The 23,737-nt window shown below is 68.7% G+C and carries 22 protein-coding genes; 6 read left to right on the forward strand and 16 right to left on the reverse strand.

The features are described 5' to 3' along the window. Nucleotides 1–55 precede the first annotated feature (55 nt). The 5 genes from FOZ76_RS00455 to FOZ76_RS00475 form a co-directional block, all read right to left on the reverse strand. A complete protein-coding gene (locus FOZ76_RS00455) occupies nt 56–1,618 on the reverse strand; it encodes a CYTH and CHAD domain-containing protein (protein WP_342781851.1) in 1,563 nt (520 codons plus the stop codon). Nucleotides 1,619–1,740: 122 nt separating this feature from the next. Beyond that, nucleotides 1,741–2,544: an EcsC family protein gene (locus FOZ76_RS00460; RefSeq protein WP_143946147.1), complete on the reverse strand. Its 804-nt coding sequence runs from the start codon at nt 2,542–2,544 to the stop codon at nt 1,741–1,743. Nucleotides 2,545–2,656: 112 nt separating this feature from the next. Continuing rightward, the gene (locus FOZ76_RS00465) at nt 2,657–3,346 is read right to left on the reverse strand and encodes a TetR/AcrR family transcriptional regulator (RefSeq protein WP_143946148.1); all 690 of its coding nucleotides are present in this window, start codon (nt 3,344–3,346) and stop codon (nt 2,657–2,659) included. Then, nucleotides 3,343–4,554 carry a CaiB/BaiF CoA transferase family protein gene (locus FOZ76_RS00470; protein ID WP_143946149.1) on the reverse strand — a complete coding sequence of 404 codons (1,212 nt, stop codon included), beginning with the start codon at nt 4,552–4,554 and terminating at the stop codon, nt 3,343–3,345. Before FOZ76_RS00470 ends, FOZ76_RS00465 begins: the two co-directional genes overlap by 4 nt. Before the next feature lie 15 nt (nt 4,555–4,569). Further along, entirely contained in the window at nt 4,570–5,766 is a 1,197-nt protein-coding gene (locus tag FOZ76_RS00475; protein WP_143946150.1) for a CaiB/BaiF CoA transferase family protein, read from the reverse strand. Nucleotides 5,767–6,021: 255 nt separating this feature from the next. Between FOZ76_RS00475 and FOZ76_RS00480 the strand changes: the two genes are divergently transcribed. The 5 genes from FOZ76_RS00480 (at nt 6,022) to FOZ76_RS00500 (ending at nt 11,625) form a co-directional block, all read left to right on the forward strand. Beyond that, nucleotides 6,022–7,569, forward strand: a complete 1,548-nt coding sequence (locus tag FOZ76_RS00480; protein ID WP_170235234.1) for an ABC transporter substrate-binding protein — start codon at nt 6,022–6,024, stop codon at nt 7,567–7,569. Nucleotides 7,570–7,625: 56 nt separating this feature from the next. Next, nucleotides 7,626–8,582, forward strand: a complete 957-nt coding sequence (locus FOZ76_RS00485; RefSeq protein ID WP_246129227.1) for an ABC transporter permease — start codon at nt 7,626–7,628, stop codon at nt 8,580–8,582. A gap of 167 nt (nt 8,583–8,749) precedes the next feature. Further along, nucleotides 8,750–9,562: an ABC transporter permease gene (locus FOZ76_RS00490; protein WP_143946152.1), complete on the forward strand. Its 813-nt coding sequence runs from the start codon at nt 8,750–8,752 to the stop codon at nt 9,560–9,562. Continuing rightward, the gene (locus tag FOZ76_RS00495; RefSeq protein ID WP_143946153.1) at nt 9,559–10,536 is read left to right on the forward strand and encodes an ABC transporter ATP-binding protein; all 978 of its coding nucleotides are present in this window, start codon (nt 9,559–9,561) and stop codon (nt 10,534–10,536) included. The genes FOZ76_RS00490 and FOZ76_RS00495 overlap by 4 nt, the downstream gene beginning before the upstream one ends. 9 nt (nt 10,537–10,545) lie before the next feature. After that, a complete protein-coding gene (locus tag FOZ76_RS00500) occupies nt 10,546–11,625 on the forward strand; it encodes an ABC transporter ATP-binding protein (RefSeq protein ID WP_143946154.1) in 1,080 nt (359 codons plus the stop codon). Between the two features lie 10 nt (nt 11,626–11,635). Here FOZ76_RS00500 and FOZ76_RS00505 read toward each other — a convergent pair whose 3' ends face one another. The 5 genes from FOZ76_RS00505 to FOZ76_RS00525 are packed head-to-tail and all read right to left on the reverse strand — an operon-like array spanning nt 11,636 to nt 16,056. Next, a complete protein-coding gene (locus FOZ76_RS00505) occupies nt 11,636–12,658 on the reverse strand; it encodes a Bug family tripartite tricarboxylate transporter substrate binding protein (RefSeq protein WP_170235235.1) in 1,023 nt (340 codons plus the stop codon). 2 nt (nt 12,659–12,660) lie between these two features. Continuing rightward, on the reverse strand, nt 12,661–13,629 hold the full coding sequence (locus tag FOZ76_RS00510) for a tripartite tricarboxylate transporter substrate binding protein (RefSeq protein ID WP_143946156.1): 969 nt from the start codon (nt 13,627–13,629) through the stop codon (nt 12,661–12,663). A 36-nt stretch (nt 13,630–13,665) separates the two neighbouring features. Next, nucleotides 13,666–14,361 (reverse strand): maleate cis-trans isomerase family protein, encoded by a 696-nt coding sequence (locus FOZ76_RS00515; protein ID WP_425473208.1) that lies wholly within the window; start codon nt 14,359–14,361, stop codon nt 13,666–13,668. Continuing rightward, a complete protein-coding gene (locus FOZ76_RS00520) occupies nt 14,358–15,236 on the reverse strand; it encodes an amidohydrolase family protein (RefSeq protein ID WP_143946158.1) in 879 nt (292 codons plus the stop codon). Before FOZ76_RS00520 ends, FOZ76_RS00515 begins: the two co-directional genes overlap by 4 nt. 4 nt (nt 15,237–15,240) lie before the next feature. Then, a complete protein-coding gene (locus tag FOZ76_RS00525; protein WP_143946159.1) occupies nt 15,241–16,056 on the reverse strand; it encodes an HpcH/HpaI aldolase family protein in 816 nt (271 codons plus the stop codon). Between the two features lie 117 nt (nt 16,057–16,173). Here FOZ76_RS00525 and FOZ76_RS00530 point away from each other — a divergent pair, with 117 nt between their 5' ends. Next, nucleotides 16,174–17,073 carry a LysR substrate-binding domain-containing protein gene (locus FOZ76_RS00530; RefSeq protein WP_170235236.1) on the forward strand — a complete coding sequence of 300 codons (900 nt, stop codon included), beginning with the start codon at nt 16,174–16,176 and terminating at the stop codon, nt 17,071–17,073. 3 nt (nt 17,074–17,076) lie between these two features. Here the strand turns inward: FOZ76_RS00530 and FOZ76_RS00535 are convergent, their stop codons facing one another. The 6 genes from FOZ76_RS00535 to FOZ76_RS00560 all read right to left on the reverse strand — a co-directional run bounded on the left by FOZ76_RS00535 (nt 17,077) and on the right by FOZ76_RS00560 (nt 23,639). Beyond that, nucleotides 17,077–18,057, reverse strand: coding sequence for an NAD(P)H-dependent flavin oxidoreductase (locus FOZ76_RS00535; RefSeq protein ID WP_211365905.1), 981 nt, complete (start codon nt 18,055–18,057; stop codon nt 17,077–17,079). 98 nt (nt 18,058–18,155) lie between these two features. Beyond that, nucleotides 18,156–19,121: a Bug family tripartite tricarboxylate transporter substrate binding protein gene (locus tag FOZ76_RS00540; RefSeq protein WP_170235237.1), complete on the reverse strand. Its 966-nt coding sequence runs from the start codon at nt 19,119–19,121 to the stop codon at nt 18,156–18,158. A 229-nt stretch (nt 19,122–19,350) separates the two neighbouring features. Beyond that, nucleotides 19,351–20,124 carry a crotonase/enoyl-CoA hydratase family protein gene (locus tag FOZ76_RS00545; protein WP_143946162.1) on the reverse strand — a complete coding sequence of 258 codons (774 nt, stop codon included), beginning with the start codon at nt 20,122–20,124 and terminating at the stop codon, nt 19,351–19,353. A 10-nt stretch (nt 20,125–20,134) separates the two neighbouring features. After that, on the reverse strand, nt 20,135–20,812 hold the full coding sequence (locus tag FOZ76_RS00550; RefSeq protein WP_246129228.1) for an SDR family NAD(P)-dependent oxidoreductase: 678 nt from the start codon (nt 20,810–20,812) through the stop codon (nt 20,135–20,137). 108 nt (nt 20,813–20,920) lie between these two features. Next, nucleotides 20,921–22,492 carry a class I adenylate-forming enzyme family protein gene (locus tag FOZ76_RS00555; protein WP_246129229.1) on the reverse strand — a complete coding sequence of 524 codons (1,572 nt, stop codon included), beginning with the start codon at nt 22,490–22,492 and terminating at the stop codon, nt 20,921–20,923. Between the two features lie 10 nt (nt 22,493–22,502). Then, on the reverse strand, nt 22,503–23,639 hold the full coding sequence (locus tag FOZ76_RS00560) for an acyl-CoA dehydrogenase family protein (protein WP_143946163.1): 1,137 nt from the start codon (nt 23,637–23,639) through the stop codon (nt 22,503–22,505). Nucleotides 23,640–23,737: the final 98 nt, after the last annotated feature.

Here is a 23,737-nt window from a genome sequence, read left to right on the forward strand (position 1 = left end):
TCGAGACCAAATGTCACCACATGATGCTCGCGATCGCGGGCCGGTTCGCCGCCGCCTACCAGAACTTGCGCGTCTTCCCCAGCGCCTCGACTTCGCGCACGGTCTCGGATTCCAGCGCCGACAGGCGCGCGGCGATCCAGCCCACCGCGAACCAGGCGGCCGGCTCGGCGTGGGCGCGCTGCAGGAAGTAGCCGCGCGCCACGGCGAGGTCGTTGACCTCGCCCAGCACGTCCTGCAGGGTCGAGAGGCGCTTCAGGTAAGGCTTCAGGCGGGCGGATTCGAAATAGGCGCGGGCAAAGCCCAGGCCATAGCGCAGGCGCTTGACGTCCTTGCGCAGCGCGTGCCGCGCGTGCTCGTCGAGTTCGCGGTAGCGGGCGCCGTCGCGCAGCACGGCACGATGCCATTTGCGCAGGCGCGCGACGGCCAGCGGCGCATAGGGCTCGGCGCCGTCGTTGCCCGCCACGGCCTGCGACACGGCACTGCGTGCGGGCAGGCTGGCCAGCCAGCGCAGCAATTCGATCAGCCAGGTCTGGAAGGCGTGCGAAGCGGCCATGCCGGCCGCATCGCCTTCGGCGCGCACCGGGCGTGCGAGCGGCGGCATGCCGGCCTGTTCCAGCGTCGGGAAGACAGTGTCGAGCAGCACATCGGTGTCGCGCGCGGCGCCGAATGCCTGGAAGAAGCGGCGCGCGTCCTCCTGCAGGGCGGGCTCGGGCAGCGTCGTCCAGCCGCGCAACAGCCGCCAGCCCGAGCGCAAGCGCCGCACTCCCACGCGCAACTGGTGCACGTGCTCGGCCATGTCGGCGCCCGCCGGGGCCATCGCGATCAAGGCCGCGTTGCGCACGATCTGGTCGAAGGCGGACTGGCTCAGCATCTGCAGCGCGAGCGCCGGTGTCGCATCGGCCGGCAGATCCAGCTTGGCTGCGCCGACCGGCGCGTCGAGCTGGGCCCGCTGGGCCGCGCGCACCCGTGCTTCGTCCTCCGGCAGGGCCTGCGCCAGGACCGTGCCGGCGCGCGCGAGCGCGTCGCCCCGCTCGGCCTTGCTGCGCGCGTCCAGCACCAGGCCGTGCTCCTTGACCCAATCGATGGCCACGCCGAACAACGCATCCACCCAGCCGGCGGTGCGCTCGAACTCGATCTCGTTGATCTGCGCCTCGAAGCCGGGCGCGCGCACCGCGCCCACATCGTAGGCAATCTCGATGTTGGCCCGGCGCACGCGGACCTGCCGCACCAGGCGCATGACATCCGTCTCGTAGCGCAGCGCGAGCTCGCCGTCGAGCGCCGCGAACAGGGGCTCGGCCGGCGTACCGGCATAGACCGAGAGGTCCAGCTCGGGGCCGGGACGACGGTGGTTCAGCTCGATGCGCGACACCGAATCGGCGCCCGCCATCTTGAAGGTCTGCACCCACTGGCGACCCTCCAGGCGCAGGCGGATCGCCGCCAGGTGGCGCGCCAGCCAGCGCGAGGGCGTATCGAAATACATCGCGCGCAGCCGGACCCGGCGCGGCCCCGGCAGCTTGGTCAGGCGCGCCTTGACCGCCTCGCGTGCCGCGGGCGGTACATACAACTTGATTTCCTGTTCGACCATGAGAGTGCGCGACGTGGATGACGCGCCCATCATAGCCCGCGACCCGTGACCACGGTGCTACGCCCGCCCCTTGCCGGCCGCGTCGCAACGACACCGGGCGAGCGGGCCTGCCGCGCATCGATCGGGAGTCTGCGCGCGCGCCGATCCGTGCCCGCTCACAGCCGCTGGTAGGCTTCGCGCACGGCGTCCTCGCCGTAATGACGCTCCAGGCGCCGCACGGTGAAGTGGCCTCGCCCCATGTCCTGGAAGTGGTCGATGAAGAGCGCATTGATGGCCGCCCCGCCCAGCGCGCCGATCACCGGCACAGCCTGCGCCACCGCCTTCTCCGACACCGTCACCGAAAAGCGCGTGGCGATCTCGGCCACCAGTTTGACCACCACGGGCGCGCCGCTGCTGGTCAAGCCCTTTTGCGACAGATGCAGCGCCGCCGCATGCAAGGCCTGGGCGAGCGCCGCGCGAGCGGCGAAATAGCCGGCATCCGAAGCATCGTCCTTGCGGCTGGGCCCGCCCAGGGCCAACACCTGCAGGCACTCCAGCCGGGCCTGCGGCAGCGCCAGGTTCTCGCCGTTGCTGCGGGCGATGTCGGCGATCGAGCGCAGCATGATGGTCGTCGAGATGGGCAGCTCCACCGTGAGGGCGGCCATGCCGAAGGCGCCGCCCACCGCGCCCGAGGTGCCGACCGCGATCTTGTGCCACCAGTCGGCCGACTTGGGCGCGCGCACCGGCACGGCCTCGCCCTGCACCGGGTTCTTCATGGTGAGCAGCGCCACGTTGAGCGCCTTGTCGAGCGAACGCCGGGTGATCTCGGTGATCGCGCCGGACATGCGGCCCGGCAGGGCCGACAGGCCGCGCTCGATGGGCGCGCCGACCACGCCGGCCAACCGTGCTGCAAGGCCGGGATGTTCGAGCAGTCGCTTGGCCTGGGCCAGAGAATCGAGATCGGAGGCGGACAGGGACATGGGGGCGGAAGCGGCGTCTTCGAGGTGGATACTGCTCTCAGGTGAGGGCATCGGCCACGGTCGCAAGAGCCGCGCCACCGGCGCCCGGTCCGGCAGGGGCCGGCGCCGGGGCTCAGGCCGCGCTCCGGCCGCCTGCAGGCCCGCCTTCGATGAACCCATGCAACATCCTGACCGCCGCATCGACGTCGGCGGCGGGAACGCCGAGCAGGTGCTGCGACACCAGGCCCCGCAGGGCGGCCAGGACCAGCAGCGCCTCGATGCTCGCGGGCGCTTCGGCCGCGCCGGTGCCGCAGGCACCGGCCTCGATCCTGTCCTGCAGCAGTGCGAGCATGCGTTCGTTCTGCAGGCGCACCTCCGGCAGCAGCCCGGGCAGCGAGGTGACGGCCTCGGCCGCGATCAGGTTGACGGCGCGCGCGCCGGCAGGATCGGCGCAGCCGCCGTGCACATAGGCCAGCATGGTGGAAAACAGCGCGTCGTCGCGGACCGGAGCGCGCAGCGCCTGGCGCCGCCAGGCGCCGGAGCGTCGGCGAAACGCCCCCACCGAGCGGCCGTAGGCCTGGCGCAGCAGTTCGTTCTTGGACTTGAAGTAATAGTTGGGCAGCGTATGGCTGTAGCCCGCCGCCCGCCCGACGTCGACCAGCGTCAACCCCGCCGCGCCCTTGACCGCGATCAGCGCGATCGCGGCCTCGATCATGCGGTCCACGGCCTGCTGGCGCAGTTGCTGGTTGGTGGCGGCGGCCTTCGGCCTGGGCTCGCCGCGGCGGGGTGCGCCGCTGGCCGCGTCCACGGCGGCGCCACTCATTGCAACACCCCATCCGCGCGCAGCTCGGCGATGCGCGCCTCGGACAGGCCGCAGCGCTCGCGCAGCACGGTGTCGGTGCCGTCGCCGATGCACGGCCCAGGGCGAGCCGGCTCGGTGGCGGCGGGCGCGATCCGGAACTGGGCGCCGCGTATCCGGCAGGGCCCGATCACGGGCGCCTCGACCTGCTGGAAATACCCGTCCGCCGCCAGGTCGGCATCGGCGTCGAGATCGTTGGCATGGCTGACCGCATGCGCCGGGACGCCGGCGGCTTGCAAGGTGGCTTCGGCCTCGATGTCGGTGCGCAGACGCGTCCAGGCCGAGATCGCTTCGTCCAGCGCGGCGCGGCGCCGCAGCCGTGCCGTCACCGTCGCGAACGCAGGCCCGTCTACCGGCGCGCCCAGGCATCGCGCCAGCGCGCGCCAGTGCGCCGGATCGGCCGCGTCGATCGCCACCCAGCGGTCCTCGCCGGCACACGGGTAGACGCCGCAGGGCGCACGCAGCGGATCGGGCACGCCGCCGCGGCGCGCCGCCACGTGCCCGTTGGCCGCGTAGTCGAACCAGGCCGGCAGGACGAACTGCAGGCCGGCCTCGGCCTGCGCGACGTCGATGTGGCAGCCCAGGCCGGTGTGCCGCCGGCGGTGCAAGGCGGCGAGGATGGCGGCCACCACGAAGCGCGGGGCGACCGAGTCGGTCCAGGCGCCGTAGGGGCCCGTCGGCGGGCGATCGGGCCAGCCCATCAGATTGCTCATGCCCGCATACGCGGCGCCCAGCGTGCCCACGCCGCTGGTGTTCGCCGCCGGCCCGGTCTGCCCCATGATGCAGGTGGAAGCCATCACCAGCCGCGGGTTGGTCTCGCGCAGCCTCGGGTAGTCCAGCCCCATGCGCGCCATCACGCCCGGCGTGAAGCTCTCGATCAGCACGTCGCTGTCGCCCGCCAGCGTGCGCACGATCTCGCGCGCGGCCTGCCGGGAGAGATCCAGCGCCAGGCTGCGTTTGCCGGCGTTGATGAAATGATAGGACAAGGTCCGTTCGGGCCCGGCGACGCCGTCCTTGAACGGCCCGAGCGTACGCAAGGGGTCGATGCGCTGCCTGCTCTCCACCTTGACGACGTCGGCGCCCAGATCGGCGAGGTAGCGTCCGGACATGGGCCCGACCATCACCCACCCCATGTCCAGTACCTTGATCCCCTTGAGCGGTGCCTCGTGCATGCGGCCTCCCGGCGTTCAGATGATGCGGTGGTGGAACAGCGCCTGGATCTCCAGGCCCGAGTAGCCCAGGCCCGCCAGCACCTCGGCCGTATGCTCCGACAGCCGGGGCGCGGGGCGGCGCTGCTCGATGCGGTAGTCCGAGAACTGGGCGAAGCGCGCCGGCGCGGCGACTTCCCGCCCGTCGACGAGCGGCAGCGCGGCCCACAGTCCGCGCTCGCGGTACTGCGCGAAGGCGCCGATGTCGGCCATGTCCATCAGCGGCGCCGCAAAGAACCGCTCGCGCTGGGCCGCCTCGCCGACCTGCGCCTTCGTGAGGGTCGCCAGCGCCCTGTGCAGCCCGTCGATGAGGCCGCGCAACGGCGCCAGCGTCTGCCGGCCCACGCGCACGTCGGCCGGGTAGTTCGCCCAATCCACCTGTGCATGCGCGTGCGGCATGTCGCCGCGCCGGATCAGCCAGGCGGCCATGCGCTCGGTCATGCCGGCGAACGCTGCGAACGCGATCGTGAGCATCACGAAGCCGTCCTTGCAGGCGTACACCGAGGGCACCTGGATGCCCGGCACCGCCTGCCTGCCCTGGCCGCGCCGCGGCGGACTGTCGTTGGCCGTGGCGAAATACGGCAGCCCGAGCGCGCTCATCATGGCCGCCGCCCGGGTGCTGACCTCCACGCGCTGGCCCGCACCGTCGCGCTCCCGGGCGGCCAACGCACCCAGGATGCCGACCGCGGCGTCCGCGCCGGCTTCCATCATGGGCTGCGGCACGGGCGCGAGCAGGGGCGGGCGGTCGCCGTCGCCCGTGTGAGCCGGCACACCCGTGGCCGCCCACAGCACCGGGTCGGTGCAGGCGTAGCCCCGCTTCGGGCCGGCGGCGGAGAAACCGCGCAACACGCAGTGCAGCAGCCGGTCGTGCGCGGTACAGCGCGCCGGCGCCGGCTCGATCAGCACGTCGGCCCGTTCGATCAGGGCCGCCGCGATGTCCAGGCCGTCGCCGCTGTCCAGGTCCAGGGTGATGCCGCGCTTGTTGCGGTTCATGCCCGCCCAGGTCAGGCTGTGCTCTAGGCCGGGCCGGTCATCCAGAAACGGGCCCAGCCGCCGGCCCGGCGCACCGCCGGGCGGCTCGATCACGAGCACGTCGGCTCCGAGGTCCGCCAGTACCTGTCCGGCCAGCATCGAATGCGGGCAGGAGACTTCGATCACCGAAAGACCTGCAAGCATGGGGGAGCCTCTTAAACTTACTGATTAACAAAATAATAAATTAAAGAGGCCAGGGTCATGCATCCGAACATACCCTGAGCACGAGGGTTCTATCCCCTCGTGACACCCTCGGGGATTAGGGTTCCTGCTTATATATTATTTTTCTGACAAGTAAAATAATCGCCCACATCCCTGCCACATCCCGTCCGACTCGAATTCAAATATTGGTTTACTGACCAGCAAATATAAATGCCCGAGCAGGGCGAGGAGATGCGCATGCAACGTCCCATGAGGCCGCAGCACCGGCGGCCGTTTCAGGTGCTGTCCGGAGCGCTGATCACGGCCCTGCTGTGCGGCCCGCTGCTCGCCGCCGAACCCAAGCGCGGCGGCACGCTGGACGTCGGCCTGGCCCAGGACCCGCTCGTCATCGATCCGATCCGCACCGGCAGCTTCACCGAGCGGCAGTTCGCCACGCCGGTGTACGAATCGCTGTTTCGCATCGACGAGCAGGGCGCAACGGTACCCTTCCTCGCGCAAAGCCATACCTCCAGCGACGACCTCGCCACCTGGCGCATCGAGTTGCGCGAGGGCATCCGGTTCCACGACGGCACCGCGCTGGATGCCGAGGCCGTCGTGGCCAACCTGGAGCGCACGCGCGATCCGGCCAACCGCTGCCGCTGCCTGAACCAGGCGCAGGAGATCGCGTCGGTCAAAGCGGTGGACCCGCACACGGTGGAGATCGTGCTCAAGGACGGCAACGCCGCGCTGCCCACCATGCTGGCCGACGCCATCGGCGTGATGGTCTCGCCCACGGCCTTCAAGGCCTCGCCCGAAACCATCGGCACCCATCCGGTCGGCACCGGCCCCTTCAAGTTCGTCGAATGGGTGCGCGGCAGCCGTTTCGTGGCCGAGCGCAATCCCGACTACTGGCAGCAGGGCAAGCCCTACCTCGATCGCATCGTGCTGCGCGGCATCCAGAACGTCGTCACCAACGAAGCCACGTTCCAGTCGGGGCAGACGGACATGATCTTCCAGCCGTCGCACCGCTTCTCGGCGCTGATGAAGAAGAACCCCAAGGCCGTGGTACTGCAGCCGGCCGGCATGGGCACCGACGGCATCTACATGAATACCAAGGCGCCGCCTTTCGACGATGTGCGCGTGCGCCGGGCCGTGGCCTACGCCATGGATCGCGAACTGCTGCGCAAGACCCTGAGCTTCGACATTCCCACCCTGGCTTACAGCCCGTTCGGCGCGGGCCTGCCGGTGGCGCAGCCCACGGAGGTCTATCCGGAGTTCGACCTCGCCAAGGCCAAAGCCCTGGTCGCCGAGTACGGCAAACCGGTCCGCTTCGAGTTCCAGGTGAACAACACACCCAACAATCTGCAGTTCGCGCAATCGCTGCAGAACATGTGGAAGGCCGCCGGCATCGAGGCTCGGATCCAGCCGCTGGACCAGAACCGGCTGGTGCAGAACATGACGTCCAAGACCTTCGTCGCCTCGTACTTCCGCTGGACCGGACGCGCCGATCCTCATCTGAATGCCTATACGTTCCTGCACTCGAAGTACGCGGACGAAGTCCCCAACTCGAACTACGTCGGCTACGGGAACCCCAAGGTCGACGAACTGCTGGATCGCGGCCGCCAGGAAGCCGACCCGGCCAAGCGGCGCGAGATCTACGCCGAGATGGCGCGCGTGCTGGCGCAGGACGTGCCCATCGCCTATCTCTTCAACGTTTCCGACGCCATCGTGACCTCGCCGACGGTGCACGGCATCGATGTGGTGCCCGACGGGCTGGTGTATTTCGACAGTGTCTGGAAGGAGTGAGCGAGGATGAAACGGCCCCCACGCTCACTGCGTTCGCCGCCGGACAGAGGCTGAAAATGCCCGGCCGCCGCTTCCTACGGATGGTGCTGGGCGTTGCGGGTACGCTGTTCGCGGTTTCCGTGATCAGCTTCCTGCTGGTCGCCCTGCTGCCGGGCGATCTGGCCACGATGATCCTGGCCGACGCCGCCACGCCCGAGCGGGTGGCGGCGCTGCGCACGGAGCTTGGCCTGGACAAGCCCCTGCCCGAACGCTACCTGCACTGGCTCGGCAATGTGCTGCGGGGCGACTTCGGCCACTCGGTGCATTCCGGCGAATCCACCTTCGACGTGATCCTGTCGCGCCTGCCCGTCACGCTGGAGCTGCTCGTCCTGACCCAGATCGTCGCGCTCGCGATCGCCGTTCCGCTCGGCATCTGGAGCGCCTACCGGCGCGGCAGCGCGTTCGATGCCGTCACCCTCAGCGGCTCGCTGGCGCTGCTGTCGCTGCCGTCCTTCGTGATCGGCCTGGTGCTGATCTATGTCTTCGCCATGTACCTGCAGTGGCTGCCGGCGACGGGCTATGTGCCGCTGCGCGACGGTGTCTGGGCCAACCTGCGCGGCTTCATCCTGCCGGTGCTCTCGCTGGCCCTCATCGAGGTGCCGGTCTACCTGCGCCTGTTGCGCAGCGAGATGATCGGCACCCTGCAGCAGAACTTCATCGCGCTGGCGCGCGGCATGGGCCTGCCGACCTGGCGCATCCTGCTCGAGAACGCGCTGCGGCCCTCGTCGCTCAACCTGATCACGGTGGTCGGCATCAACATGGGGCGGCTCATGGGCGGCGCCATCATCATCGAGAGCATGTTCGCCCTGCCCGGACTGGGCCAGTTGCTGGTCGAATCGATCTACCAGCAGGAGTTCCTGATGATGCAGGGCATCGTGCTGTTCGTCGCCATCATGTTCATCGCCATCAACCTGCTGACCGATCTGGTCTACGTGATCGTCGATCCGCGCCTGATGCGCGGCCGGGAAGCCTAGGATGAAACCCACCCCCTACGCGCTGACGCGCGCGCCCTCCAGGAAACGCCGGGGCGCTCCAGCGGGCGGCCCTGGCGGGCCGGCAAAGCCGGCTCGGCGGTGCCCTGGATCGCACCGTCGCCGTTTCAGGCGTCGTGCAAGACGCGCCGCGTCATGGAGGCACTGACGTGAGAAAAGCCTGGGGTACCCGCATCGCGCTCGCCTGGCTGGCGCTGGTCTGTGTCGCCACGCTGGCCGCGGCCTGGCTGCCGCTGGCCGACCCGCAGTATCAGAGCCTGACCGACATGCTGGCCTCGCCCAGCGCGGCGCACTGGTTCGGCGCCGACTCGCTCGGGCGCGACGTGCTCTCGCGCACGGTGCACGGCCTGCGCGTGACGTGGGCGGTCAGCCTGGGCTCGGTGGCCATCGGGCTGTCGATCGGCAGCCTGCTCGGCATCTGCGCGGGCTATTTTCGGGGCTCGGTCGAGCGCATGGTGCTCACCGGCACCAACATCGTCCTGGCCTTCCCGCCGCTGGTGCTCATCATCGCCATGGTCGCCTATCCGGGCCAGCCCCTGCTCAAGGTAGTCCTGGCCCTGGGCATCGTCTTCATCCCGTCGTTCGCGCGGATCGCCCGCGCCAACACGCTGCGCTACGCCGAGCAGGAGTTCATCACGGCGGCCCGCGCCGCGGGCATGTCGGACGGCCGCCTGATCCTGCGCGAGCTGCTGCCCAACCTGGTCCCCGCCCTGCTCGCGTACTCGCTGCTGGTGCTCGCGGTCGCCGCCGTGGCCGAGGCCGGGCTGAGCTTTCTCGGCCTGGGCATTCCGCCGCCCACCCCCAGCCTGGGCACCATGATGTCCGCCGAGCAGGCCACCGTGATGCTGGCGCCGCACGCGGTGTTCTTCCCGGCCGGCGTGCTGTTCCTGACGATCTACGCCCTCAACCGCCTGGGCGACGCCCTGCAGCGGCGCATCGACGGGCGCGGGAGCGCGGCATGACGAGCACCCCGCACCCCCTGCTGGACGTGCGCGACCTGGTGACCTGCTTTCGCCTGCCGCAGGGCGAACTGCGGGCGGTGGACGGCGTGTCGTTCACCCTGGCGCCGGGCCGCACGCTGGGCATCGTCGGCGAATCCGGTTCGGGCAAGTCGGTGCTGGCGCGCAGCATCATCGGCCTGCTCTCGGGGGCGGCCCTGGGCCGGCTGGCGGGCGAAGTGCGTTTCGCCGGCGAGGATCTGCGCGCCGCCTCCGAGCGGCGCATGCGGCAGATCCGCGGACGCGAGATCGCGATGATCTTCCAGGACCCCATGACCTCGCTCAATCCGGTCATGACCGTGGGCCGGCAGATCGCCCAGGTGCTGCGCCAGCATACCGATCTCGCGGAGAAAGCGGCGCGCGCCCGCGCCGTCGAACTGCTCGCCGAAGTCGGCATCCCCGATCCGGCCCAGCGCGCCGAGGAATATGCCTACCGGATGTCGGGCGGGATGCGCCAGCGCGTGGTGATCGCGATCGCGCTCGCCTGCAATCCGCGCCTGCTGATCGCCGACGAGCCGACCACCGCGTTGGACGTCACCGTGCAGGCGCAGATCCTGGACCTCCTGCGCCGGCTGCAGGATCGCCACGACATGGCGCTCATCCTGATCACCCACAACCTGGGCGTGGTGGCCGAGATGTGCGACGAAGTGGGGGTGATGTACGCCGGCCGTCTGGTCGAGCGGGCCGGCACTGCCGCCGTGCTGCACGCCCCGCGCATGCGCTACACCGAGGCGCTGCTGCACTCGGCGCCGCGCCTGGACAGCACGCCCCATGCGCGCCTGCCCGTCATCCCGGGTGCGCCGCCCGACCTCATGCGGCCGATCCCGGGCTGCGCCTTCGCGCCGCGCTGCGCGCACGCCAGCGCACAGTGCCGCGAGCACGCCCCGGCGCTGAGCGGCGCGGCCGCGCATGTCCATGCCTGTTGGCACCCCGCCTGAGGACCCGCCATGACGCTTGCCTGCCTATCGCCCGAGACCGGGCCGCTGCTCGAGGTGCGCCACATCGTGAAGACCTACCCGGCGCGTGGCGCACGCCGCGTGCAGGCAGTCTCCGACGTCTCCTTCGACCTTGCCCGCGGCGAAACCCTGGGCATCGTCGGCGAATCGGGCTCGGGCAAGTCCACGCTCGCCCGGGCCCTGCTCGCCCTGCCCCATCCGGACAGCGGCAGCGTGAGCCTGGCGGGCAGCCCCGTGCTGGCGGTGGGCAAGGCGCACCTGCGCGAGCTGCGCCGCCAGATGCAGATGGTGTTCCAGGACCCGCTGTCCTCGCTCAACCCGGCGCAGCGCGTCTTCGACATCGTCGAAATGCCGCTGGTGGCCGTGGGTGGATACACCCGGCCCGAAAGACGCCGCCTGGCCGGCGAGGCGCTGGCCAGCGTCGGCCTCGATCCGGCGCGCTTCGGCCAGCGCAAACCCTATGAAATCTCGGGCGGCCAGTGCCAGCGCGTGAGCATCGCGCGGGCGCTGGTGCTGGACCCGCGCCTGCTCGTGTGCGACGAGCCGGTCTCGGCCCTGGATGTCTCGGTGCAGGCGCAGGTGCTGAACCTGCTGGAGGACATCAAGGACGCCCGCGCCCTCACCCTGCTCTTCATTTCGCACGACCTCAGCGTGGTGCGCGGCATCAGCGACCGGGTGATGGTGATGTATCTGGGCAAGGTGTGCGAGATCGCGCCCACCCAGGCCTTGTATGCCAACCCGCGGCACCCCTATACCGCCACCCTGCTAGACGCCGTGCCCACCCTGGAGCCCAGCCGGCGCTCGCCCTCCCGCCCCATGGTGCGCGGCGAGACGCCCTCGCCGCTGAACATGCCCTCGGGCTGTCGCTTTCGCACGCGCTGCCCGCGGGCGGAGGCGCGCTGCGCCGCCGAAGAACCGCCCTTGCGCGCGCTCGCCGACGGTGCGGCGCACCAAGTGGCTTGCCATTTCCCGCTGGCAGGACATGCCGGGGTGGCCGGCGACGCAAGCAGCGCACGCCGGCATGCAACCCTGCATGGCGCGGGTGCCGAGCTTCGCGTGGCGGCTTGCTGAGACCGCCCCCCTAATCGAGCTTGATGCCGCCGCGCTCCACCACCCTGCGGTTGCGCTCGAGTTCATCGGAAACGGTTTGCCGCATGGCGTCGGCACCGCTCTCGATTGCGTCAAAGCCCTGGTCTTGCAGCGCCTGCCGGAGTTCCGGTTTGCGCCCGACCGCGGCTATCCCCTCGCGCAAGCGCGTGGCGGCTTGCGCGGGCACGTCGCGCGGCATCAGGAATCCCACCCACGAATGATAGGTGTAGCCCTCGAGCTGCGGCACGCCTGATTCGGCAAAACTCGGTACATCCGGCAGCTCCGCCCAACGCTGGCCCGTCGTGACCGTCAGCGCTTTCACACGGCCGGACTTCACGAACGGCACGACGGGTGCAGTCACGTAAAGCATGAGATCCACCTCGCCCGCGATCAGGGCGTGCATGGCCTGCGATTCGCCTTTGTAGGGAATGTGGCGCAATGCGATGCCCAGGGTCTGCGCCAGCTCCTCGCTGAACAGATGCAGGCTGGTTCCCACGCCGAACGAGGCGTAGTTGAGCTGTCCAGGGTGGGCTTTGGCATAGCTCACCAGCTCCGCCATGGTCGAGACCGGCAGGTCGGCGCGGGTTGCAACCACCCCGGTATTGCGCGCGACCATCCCCAGCATCTCGAAGTCGCGCAAAGGGTCGAACCCCACGTCCTCGTCGACCACCGGGTTTACCGTGACGATGGAAGGCGATACCGCGATCAGCGTGTAACCGTCGCGAGGCGCCTGCAAGCCGGCGCGCACACCGATTTTTCCGCTCGCACCGACCTTGTTCTCGACCACCACCGGCTGCCCGAAATACCCCTGGAGATGCTGGGCATACAGGCGGCTGACCCGGTCCAGGGGGCCACCTGGAGGCGTCGGAACGATCAGGGTCACAGGACGATCGGGATACACGGCCAGGGCCATGGACTTGGCGGCCAGACACATCGACAGCGCCGTACAGAAAAATACGCGAAAAGCACTTTTCATCCGCTGGCTCCAGCATCGGGAAGCGAGACCCGTCGGCATGGTCAATCGATACGTGCGCCGGAGGCGTCCACGACTGCCGCCCATTTACGAATTTCATCGTCGATCAGGCGGCGATAGTCCTCGGAAGGCGCTGTCCGGATTTCGAATCCCGCATCGGACAGTGTGCGTTTGACGCTTTCCCCATCGAGAATCGCCGACGTATCGCGGTAAAGCTTTTCAACGACGTCGGCTGGCGTAGCCGCCGGCACGACCAGGCCGATATAACCGCTGGCCTCATAGCCGGGAACGCCGGCTTCGTGCAGCGTCGGGACGTCCGGCAGTTGGGCGATACGGTTCTTGCCGCTGACGCCCAGGGCTTTCACGCTGCCGCTCTTGATGTGCCCCATGACGGCCGGCGCCGTGCCGAAGGAAATCTGCACATGATCCGCCAGCAGATCGTTCATGGCGGGCGCAGCGCCCTTGTACGGGACATGGGTCATGGACGTGCCGGTCATATGCTTGAAGAGTTCGGCTGCCAGATGCGGCTGCGACCCATTGCCGGAGGAGCTGTAGCTGTATTTGTCCGGATTCGATTTGAGAAGCCGGATGAGACCGTCGACGTCCGACACCGCAAGCCGATGGTTCGTGATCAGTATCTGGCTGGTTTCTCCGATCAGAACGACCGGGAGAAAATCCCGGCGCATATCGTAATTGAGCTGGGGATACAAGCTGTGGTTGATGCTGTTGGCCGTTGAGGCCAGCAGAAGGGTGTAACCGTCGGCGGTCGACTTGGCGACATACTCGGCGGCAATGTTGGACCCTGCGCCCGGCTTGTTCTCGACCACGACGGGTTGGCCCCATGTCTGCGTCAATTTCGCGCCCAGCGTGCGCGCCAGCAGATCCGCGCCGCCTCCTGCCGAGAAAGGCACGATGATGTGTACGGCTCGTGTTGGAAACTCGACGGGCTGGGCGCCGGCCACCGACGCCGTGGCGCCGATGAGTATCGACAGGATCAGATGTGCTGCCTTCACGCTTGTCTCCCTGAATTTTTATTTTTTTCAGCGGCGTCATGGCGGGAGCCGGCCTTCCTTCAGCCGCCGCTGCATGCCTCTGAACGCGGCGATATTGCTGCTCAGCAAAGGCTTGCCCGTCGCGGATTCGATGCTGTCCACGACGTCCAGCGTGAAGAGATTGGAACAGCTCAGGAAGATCGCCTCGGCATCGGGCGGACAAGCTTCGATGGTCTGCTGCGCGATCTCTTGCGCGGATTTCCTGCCATGTGCCGCATCGCCCAGCGCCGTCAATGCCAAGATCTCGAATCCCGCGGCTTCGAAATAGGCACGCAGCCGCTGGTTCACCCAGTCCTCATAGGGGGTGGCCACGGCGATCCTGCGAGCGCCGAGGTGCGAGAACTCGCTCAGCACCGCCGCGGACGAGGTCAGCGTCGGGATGCCGCAGTGGGCAGTCAGCGCCTCCGCGAACGCCTGGTCTTCCTGGGGCGTCTTCAGGAAACCGCTTCCTGTGCAGCCAAAGCAGACGACGTCGGGCTGCGCGTGCGCCAACACCTCGATGGCGGTAAAAGCCTCCCGGCTCAGGCGCGTGAGGTTTTCGACCGTGTCGGCCTGATACGCGATTCGCGCCGTATGCACCGAATACTGCCCGGCGCAGAGCCGCTGCAGCTCGTATTCCATGGCAGTGTTCCATGACGGGACGATCAACCCCAGCCTGGCAGCCCATGGCGAAGCTCGAGAGGCCGGATTCATGCGCGGAACAGCCGGGCCGGGTTGTCAGCCAGAATGGCGTTGCGCACGCTCTCATCGGGAACCCAGTCGCCCAGCAGGTTGAGCAGGCCACCCGTGTCCATCTGGCCGTGGGGAATGTGGGGCCAGTCGCTGCCCCAGATCACGCGGGACGGCGCCGCGGCCACCAGCGCCCTGGCCAGGGGCTTGAGTCGGTCGAAGTTGCCATCCTTGGCCAGTCGGTAGGGGCCCGACAGCTTGAGCCATCCGGACCCTTCTGCCACGACCCGAACCAGGCGATCGAAGTCCTGGGTGGTGAGGCCGTCGCTCTCGAGCATGTAGCCCATGTGATCGATGACGAAATCGGTCTCCAACCGGGCGAGAAAGGGCAGCAGATCCCGGACCAGCCAGCCCGGCGTGTAGAACTGAACATGCCATCCCAGCGGCTGCACGCGTTCGATGGAGCGCGTGATATATGCCTGGATGTCCTCGAGTTTCCAGTTCGAGCGCAGGAACAGGTCCAGCCGCAGCCCGCGCACGCCCGATTCGTGCATCGCCCGCAGCGCCTCGTCCGTGACGGACTCTTCCACCATGGCCACCCCGCGCGCGGTCGGGCCGGCCGCCTCGAGGGCATCCAGCATGCAGCGATTGTCCGTTCCATAGAAGCTGGGCTGGACGATGACGAATCGCCGGATGCCCAGTTGTCGAGTCATCGCCTGCAGTTGCGCCAACGTCCCTTCAGGCAGGGTGTAGTGCGGATGGGGAACCCTGGGATAGGTCGTTTCGGGGCCGAACACATGGACGTGGGTGTCCCAACTGCCGTCCGGCATCTTGAATGTCGGCGCGCTCAATGTGTGGGCGGCGCACATGGGTTCGGGGATGAGAATGTCGTCGGCCATGATGCTAGGACTCGAGTGTGGAAAGCGCAGCGCTCAGACGCTCTTGGCAGGCGCCGAGCAGGATGTCGGTGTCGATGCCCGTGAACAGGAACGGCGCGGCGCCCATGCGGATCAGCTCGGCGCTGTACGCCGGGTCCGGAACACCGCCGATGGTCAGCAATTTGCCCCGGCGCCGGCAGGCCGCAATCGCCGCCTCATGGGCCTGGCGCACACGGGGATGCCTGAAATCGCCGGGCACGCCCATTTCCGCGGCGAGATCGTTGGTGCCGATGCTGATCATGTCGACACCGGGGACCGCCGCCATCGCGTCCATGTTCTCGATGCCCAGCGGCGTCTCGATCAATACATTGAGCACAGTCAGTCGATTCATGGCCGCGTTCAGCGATGCCGCATCGACCCGCCTCATCTCCAGTTGCGGCAGGCTGCCGATGGCGGATCGGCTTCCCATCGGGGGGAACTTGCAGGCCTGCACGAGATCCTCGGCCTGGGCGACGGTTTCGATGCGAGGCGCGATGATGCCCACCGCTCCGCCGTCCAGCAGGCGCCCGATGACGCCGTATTCCCGCTCCGGAATGCGGACGAACGGGACGAGTTGCTGGTCGAGCGCTGCATTGCACAGCACCGAGGCCGTATCCAGCGACATGCTGCTGTGTTCGAGATCCATCCACACCGCATGGTGGCCCGTGGCCTTGGCAATGCGGATGATGTCCGGGGTCCTGGAGCAGCGGATGCCGAGGGCTGCGACCGGCTGGCCGTCGTTCAATCGCTCCACCACGCTGTTGCGAGCCTTCAGGTTCAGCCAGTCCGCGTCCATCGCCATGAAATCTCCTGTCCACTCCAATATCGGCACGCTTCGATCGGCGTTCGGAGCAAGTGTAGGCAGGGGCTCGTATACTCTCAAATACTAAATAAATGGCATAACCTATATCTTCAGGATATGGATCTACGGCATCTTCGGTATTTCGTCGCGGTGGCGGAGGAGTTGAGCTTCAGCCGCGCAGCGCAACGCCTGCACATGGCGCAGCCTCCCCTGAGCGTGCAGATCCGGGCTCTCGAAGAGGAACTGGGGGCGTCGCTTTTCGAACGTACCAGCCGACGGATCTACCTCACGCAGGCGGGGCGGGCGTTCCTGGTCGTCGCGCGCGACGTGCTCGAGCGCGCCAACACGGCCAGGACACAGGCCCGCAAGGCCGCCGAAGGCATCATCGGCGAACTCGTTCTGGGCTATACGGCTTCATCCATGTTCAATGTCGTGCTGCCGCGAGCCATCCGGCTTTTCCAGCACAGGCATCCTGAAGCGATCCTGAGCTACCGCGAGATGGGATCGAACGCCCAGATCGACGCACTGGAACGACGCCAGATCGACCTGGGGCTCTTGAGAAGGCCCGAAATTCCGATCCCGGCGGAGATACGCATCGAACCCTGGTACGTCTCTCCCCTGATCGTTGCCTTGCCGGCCGATCATCCCCTGGCGCGCCAGTCCGTTCTGTCCGTTGCGGACTTGAAAGCGGAACGTTTCATTGCTTACCCAAGGGATGCCGGCATCGGCCTTTACTGGCGCGTGATAGCACTGTGCCGCGCATCGGGGTTCAGCCCTCACATCGAACGAGAGGTCCAGGAGTCAGCGTCGATTGTCAGCCTGGTCGCGGCGGGGGCGGGTGTGTCCATCGTACCCAGCGATTTCTCTTGCATCCAGCTACCCGGGGTGGCTTATCGCGAGCTGAAAGACGAACTGGCATCGTCCACGCTGTACATGGCGTTTCGTCTCGAGAACCAGGACCTGCCGCTGCAGAACTTCGTTCGGCTGTTGCGAGACTTGACCGCAGCCATGCCGTAGCGATCACTCCAGAAGCCGGCGGGCGCGCTGGCGAGCGCTCTCGTATTCCTCGCGTGTGCGCGCCATCAGCCCGGCGACCGTGTCGACGCCGTCGATACCCGAGACGGAATGCCCGGCGCTCCAGATGTCCTTCCAGCGCTTGGGCCCTTCCTGGCCTTGCCCGCCGCCATACTTGCGCCTGGCGATCTCCTCGCTGTTCAGTTCCTCCAGGTTGGCCGGGTCCAGCCCCGCCGCGACGACGGACGGCCGCAGCATGTTCGCGTCCAGGCCGGTGAAGGCCCGGGTGAGCATGACGTCGTCCAGGCGGCTTTCCACCAGCATTGCCTTGTAGGCCTCGGCGGCCATGCTCTCGCGGGTGGCGATGAAGCGCGTGCCCATGTAGCCCAGGTCGCAGCCCGCCACCTGGGCGGCGAGCAGCGCGGCGCCGTCCGACATGCCGCCCGCCATGACCAGCGGGCCATCGAAGAACGCCCGCACCGCCCGGACGAACGCGAAACCGTTGGCCCAGCCAGTCTGGCCGCCGGCGCCCGCAGTGAGCAGGATGAGGCCGTCGGCGCCCGCACGCAGGGCTTTTTCCGCATGTTCGATGGAGGCGACGTCGGCGAAGACCAGGCAGCCGATATCGTGCAAGGGCTGCACCACGGGCGCGGGCGAGCCCACGCTGGTGATCACCATCTCCACCCCGTGCCGGAGCAGGCAGGCGAGGTCGTCCTTCAGGCGGGCCTGACGCATGATCAGGTTGGGACAATAGGGCGGCAGCGCCTCGATGCCCGCGCCCAGGCGCTTGATCTGCGCGACCCAGTCGTCCAGCTCCTCCACCGAGCGCGCGTTGGCCGTCGGAAAGGCGCCGACGGCGCCCTGCGCGCGCACCGCGGCCACCAGTGCCGGCCCCGAGACGCGCAGCATCGGCGCGACGATGACAGGCAGCCGCATGCGCGCCTGGATCTCGACAAACCGGGTTCTCACATCGACGCTACGATCCATCGTTTCTACCTCCTCCTCGGGTGCCTGCACCCTGCCTGGGGCCCTGCTGCGTGGGACGACACGGACGCGCCATGCGCCCGTCCGCCACGCGGGCCCGCTCAGATCTCGCCCAATTCCCGCACCAGCGTACGATAGCGCTCGGTGTCGCGCACGATGAGTTCGTGCAGCTCCGTACCCGAGCCGCCCACGGTCTCGCCGGCGCCCTGCTTGGCGGTGTACTGGGTGAAGGCGTCGCTGTGCACGGCCTTGCGCAACGCAGCCTCCAGCGCCGCTATGCGGTCTTCCGGCGTGTCGGCGCGCACGCCGAAGCCGATCCAGACGTACAGGCTGTAGTCCGGCAGCCCGCTCTCGCGCACCGTGGGAATCTGCGGCGCCTTGGGATGGCGTTCGACGCCGGTGACGGCGAGCGCCTTGATCTTGCCCTGCTCGATCAGCGGCAGCGCCCCGCCCAGGTCGATCAACATGGCGTCCACGCTGCGGCCGATCACATCGTTGACCGCCTGCGAGGGCGCGTTGTAGGGGACGTGGTTGAACGCGACGCCGGCCTGCCGTTCCAGCGCGCGGTTGCCGAGGCGGTAGTGGTGGCCACCGTAGCTCGCGATGGACACCTCGCCCGGCCTGGCTTTGGCGGCGGCCAGCAGCGACTGCAGGTCGTCGTAGGGTGCGTTCGCCCCCACCACCAGCGCCGCCTGGCCGCGCGTGACCTGGGTGAGCGGGCGGATCGCCTGCGGGTCGTAGGGCAGCTTGGCATTGACCACCGGGTTGATCACCATGCTGGAGGGCGTCAGCAGCAGCACGGTGTAGCCGTCTGCCGGCGCGTTGAGCAGGGCCTGCACGCCGATCAGCGTGTCGGCGCCGGGCTTGTTCTCCACGACCACCGGCGTGCGCAGATCGCGCGCGACGGCCTCGCCCACCACCCGGGTGGCCGTGTCCGCGCCGGTGCCCGGCCCGACGGGCACGATGATCGACAGGGCACGCGAGGGAAACGTCTCCGCCCGCGCGCCGGACACGCCGGCAGCCACTGCCACGCCTAGCGCCAGGCTCAACCAGAATGCACGCTTCATGGGTGTCTCCAGGGGCGCTGCGGCGCCCTCTCTATGCTGCTGTTGTGGTGCCCCGGACGGCGTCCAGGGCACCATTGCCGCGCCACGGTACGGGGCGGGACCGTCATGCCGCCGCCATCCGCACCATGTCGCCCGTGGCGCACGACCTTGCTTGCCGGGGCAGCAGGCCGACATGCCCCGGCCGTCTCGGCACGCATCCCGCATCGCACGGGATGCATGTCCAGACATCCTAGCGCCCCTGCCAGACCGGCTTGCGCTTCTCCACGAAAGCCTTGAGCCCTTCCTTGCGATCTTCCGACTCGAACGCGACGTTGGCGATCGCCCGTTGCTGCTCCCAGGCCTCGGCTTCGGTCCAGTTGGCGGCCTGGAAAACGATCTCCTTGGCCGCCGCCAGGCCGGTCGGGCCGTTGGCCATCAGCCGGTCCGCCAGCGCGAGCGCTTCGGCCAGGGCCTGGCCGGGCTCGACGAGCCGGTTGACCAGCCCCAGCGCCGCGAAGTAGTCGGCCGTCTTCAATTCGCCGGTGAGCGCCAGCTCCATGGCGATGTGGTACGGAATCCGCCTGGGCAGCCGGAAGAGCCCGCCGCCCACCGCCACCAGGTTGTGGCGCACCTCCGGCAGGCCCATGCGCGCGTCCTTGGCCGCGACGATGAGATCGCAGGACAGGCACAGCTCCAGCCCGCCGCCCACGGCCACGCCCTCGACCGCGGCGATCAGCGGCTTGCGCGGCGGCCGCTTGAACACGCCGAAGCCGCCACGCGCAGGCGACTGGCGCAGCGCGCCCGAGGCCGCCGCCTTCAGATCCGCGCCGGCCGAGAAGGCGCCCCCCGCGCCGGTGACGATGCCCACGAAAAGCTCGTCCTCGGCATCGAGCCGGTCCATGGCGGCGTTCAGCTCGAAGGCCGTCTGGTTATCGCAGGCATTCTTCACTTCCGGGCGGTCGATCGTGGCGATGAGCACGTGGCCGCGCCGCTCCACCCGCACCCGCGGTTTGTCGTCGGACATGATGTTCTCCTCAGAGCGCGAACGAGAAGCCGCCGTTGACCGGATACGTCTGGCCGGTGATCCAGCTACTCGCGCCGGAGGCCAGGAACAGCACCATGTTCGCCACGTCGGCGGGCTCGCCCGGGCGGCGGATCACGTAGTTCGACAGCATCTTCTTGGTGCGCTCGGGGTTGGCTTCCAGCCGCGCCTTGATCGCCGGGGTGGCGGTGGCGGCGATGGCCACGCAGTTCGCGGTGACGTTGTAGCGGCCCAGGGTGCGCGCGATGGCGCGCGTGAAGCCGGCGGCGCCCGCCTTGGCGCCGGAATACACCTCCAGCCCGCTCTCGCCGGCGCGTCCGGCATCGGAGATCACGGTGATGATGCGTCCGGCGCCCCGCTCGATCAGGCCGGGAACGACGGCGGCCGTGCAGTTGATCACCCCGTACAGGTTGACGCCGATGAAGCTGTTCCACGCCTCGGGGCCGGTCTCCCAGAAGGGCTTGCGCGCGTCCGGGTCCGGATTGGCGCCCGCGTTGCCGGCGTTGTTGACCAGGATGTCGACCTTGCCGAACTGCGCCTCGGCCTTGGCCACCATGGCCTTGACCGCGTCGAAGCTGGTGACGTCGGCCTGCACGGCGATCGCCTTGCCGCCCGCCTTCTCGACTTCGGCGGCAACCGCTTCCGCGCGCTCCTGGAAGTAGTCGTTCACGACCACACCCGCCGCGCCGTGGGCCGCCCTGCAGCGCCACCTGGCGGCCCACGCCCTGGCCGGCGCCCGTGACGAGGGCCACGCGGCCGCTCAGATCCAGAATCTCGCTCATACGTTCCTCTCCTGTGTTTGCCAATAGGGTTGGCGCAGTTCCCGCTTGAGCAGCTTGCCCATCGCGTTGCGGGGCAGCTCCTCGACGATGTCCAGGGCCCTGGGGCGTTTGTAGGAAGCCAGGTCGGTGGCGCAATGCGCCAGCAATTCGGCGACGCTGGCCGTGTGGCCCGGCTTGATCTCGCAGAACGCCTTGACCGATTCGCCGAACTCGGCGTCCGGCACGCCGATGACGGCGGCGTCCTGCACGGCCGGGTGCGTGAGCAGCACGGATTCGATCTCGGCCGGATAGATGTTCACGCCGCCCGAGATGATCATGTCCTTGGCGCGGTCGGTGATGTAGAGATAGCCGTCCTCGTCCAGCCGGCCCATGTCGCCGGTGCGGAAGTAGCCGCGCTCGTCGAGCACGTCCGGGCCCAGCGGCGGACGGTTCAGGTACTGCCGGATGACCACCGGGGTGCGGGCCCAGATCTCGCCCATCTCGCCCGTGGGCAGCGCCGCGCCGTCGCCGTCGCGGATCTCGACGTGCACGTGCGGATGGGGCAGCCCGCTCGAACCCGCCTTGACGAGCTGCATGTCGGGCGCGAGGGCGGTGATCATGCCGGTCTCGGTGGAGCCGTAGCCCTCGGCCAGGATCGGGCCGAAGTGCCGGATGATCCATTGCTTGAGCGGCATCGGCACGGGCGCCGCGCCGATGCCCAGCGAGCGCAGCGAAGACACGTCGTAGCGGCCGAGCACCTCGGCCGGCAATGCCGCGATGCGCTTGTACATGGTGGGCACGCCGGTCCAGTGCGTGACGCGGTGGCGCTCGACCAGGCGCAGCACGTCCTCGGCGTCGAACCGCGGCTGCAGCACGATGCGCGCGCCGGCGCGCAGGCCGTTGCGGATCTGCCCGGGGCCCGAGCCGTGGTGCAGGGGCATGCTCACCAGCACCGCCGTGTCCTCGTCGTAGCTGCGATAGCCCTTGCTCATGTCGGCCAGGTACGCGAGCAGTTCGGGGCCGGCGTCGGCGCGGCGATGGTGCATCACCACACCCTTGGGCTTGCCGGTGGTGCCGGAGGTATAGACCACCAGCGGGGCTTCGCCGCCGCTCTGCCAGCGGCGTGGCGCGGTCTGCAGCAGCGAGGCGTACGGCACGAAGCCGGGGGCGGGCGCATCGATGCCGGCGGCCAGCTTGAGCCCGAGTTCTCCCGGTAGCGCCGCCAGGGGCGCGAGATCGGCATCGTCGGCGATCAGGGCCACGGCGCCGCTGTCCTCCAGGACGAAGCGCACCTCCGAGGGCGTGAGCCGAAAGTTCACCCCGAGCAGGCTGGCGCCCAGCTTGGCGATGGCGCTCACGATGACCGGCCACTCGCTGCGCACCCGGGTGCGCACGGCGACGATGTCGCCGGCGCTCACGCCATGCGCGGCCAGCGCGGTGGCGAGGCGGTCGGCCAGTTCGTTCAACTCGCCCCAGGTGATCTGGCGCTCGCGCTCGATCAGCACCACGGCGTCGGGCTTGACCTTGGCCCAGTGCTCCAGCGTACCCGCCGGGGCCGCCACAGGCGGCGATTCCATTTGCAGGGACATGCGATCCTCCTCAGGCGGCGAGCAGGTGCCGCGCCAGCACGTGGTACTTGTGGACTTCGGTCGGGCCTTCGTAGATGCGCGCCAGGCGCTGAGAGTCGTACCAGTGCGCCAGGGGGTTGTCCAGCGACACGCCGGCCGCGCCGTGCACCTGGATCGCGCGATCGAGCACGCGCCCGACCACCTCGGTGCCGAGCATCTTGATCATGCCGGCCTCGACCCGAGTGTCGTAGCCCCGGTCGTTGCGTTGTGCCGCGTTGTAGAGGGCCAGGCGCGCCTGGTGGATCTCCATCCAGGAGTCCACGATCATGCCCTGCACGGCCTGGCGCTCGGCCAGCGGCTTGCCGAAGGTGTGGCGCTGGCGGGCATACCCGACCATCATCTCGTAGGCGCGCTGGGCGATGCCCAGCGCCCGCGCGCCCACCGCGAAGCGGGCCACGCTCAATGCGATCTGTGCGTTGCGAAAGCCTCCGCCTTCCCCGCCGATCAGGTCCTCGTCAGGCACGTAGCAGTCGTCGAAGAACAGCTCGTGGACGATCATGCCGCCGAGCACCGGAATCTCGCGGGCGATCTTCAGGCCCGGGTTGCCGCGCTCGACCGCGAACATGGAGATGCCGCCGCGCTGGCGCAGCTCGCTGTCGGTGACCGCCACCACGAAGATGTAGTCGGCCTCGGCGACATGCGAGATGAAGACCTTGGTGCCGTTGATGACCCAGCCGGCGCCCTGGCGGCGCGCCTGCGTGCGGATGGCCCCGCCGGGGTCGCCGCCGCCGCCGGGCTCGGTCTGCGCGAAGGCGTACTTCATCCGGCCTTCGAGCACCGGGAAGAGGAATTTTTCCTTCTGGCCGGGCGTACCGTTGAACAGCGGCGACAGCGCCGCGCCGCCGAAGCGCAGGGGCGCCAGGCAACGGAAGTTCTCCTCCACGATGGCCATCTGATCGACAGTGGAGAGATGGGCCCCGCCGTACTCCTCGGGCAGCGCCAAGCCCCACAGCCCCGCCTCCCGGGCCGCCTGGGTGCCGGGCAGGTAATCCGCCGCCAAGAGCTTTTCGCCGCGCAGCATGCGCGTCTCCAGCGGCATCTGGTACTCGCGGACCAGGCGCCGCGTGAGGTCCTGCAGGGCCACGGTTTCTTCGGGCAGGTTCAGCATGGTGGTCTCCCTCGGCCCTGATCCGACGATCGATGGTCCGATGTTATTTATTTGCTGTATAACAAGTAATAGGGGAAGTACGGTTCGGTCTCGGCAGT

The organism is Verticiella sediminum, assembly GCF_007558815.1.
Classification (GTDB): domain Bacteria; phylum Pseudomonadota; class Gammaproteobacteria; order Burkholderiales; family Burkholderiaceae_B; genus Verticiella; species Verticiella sediminum.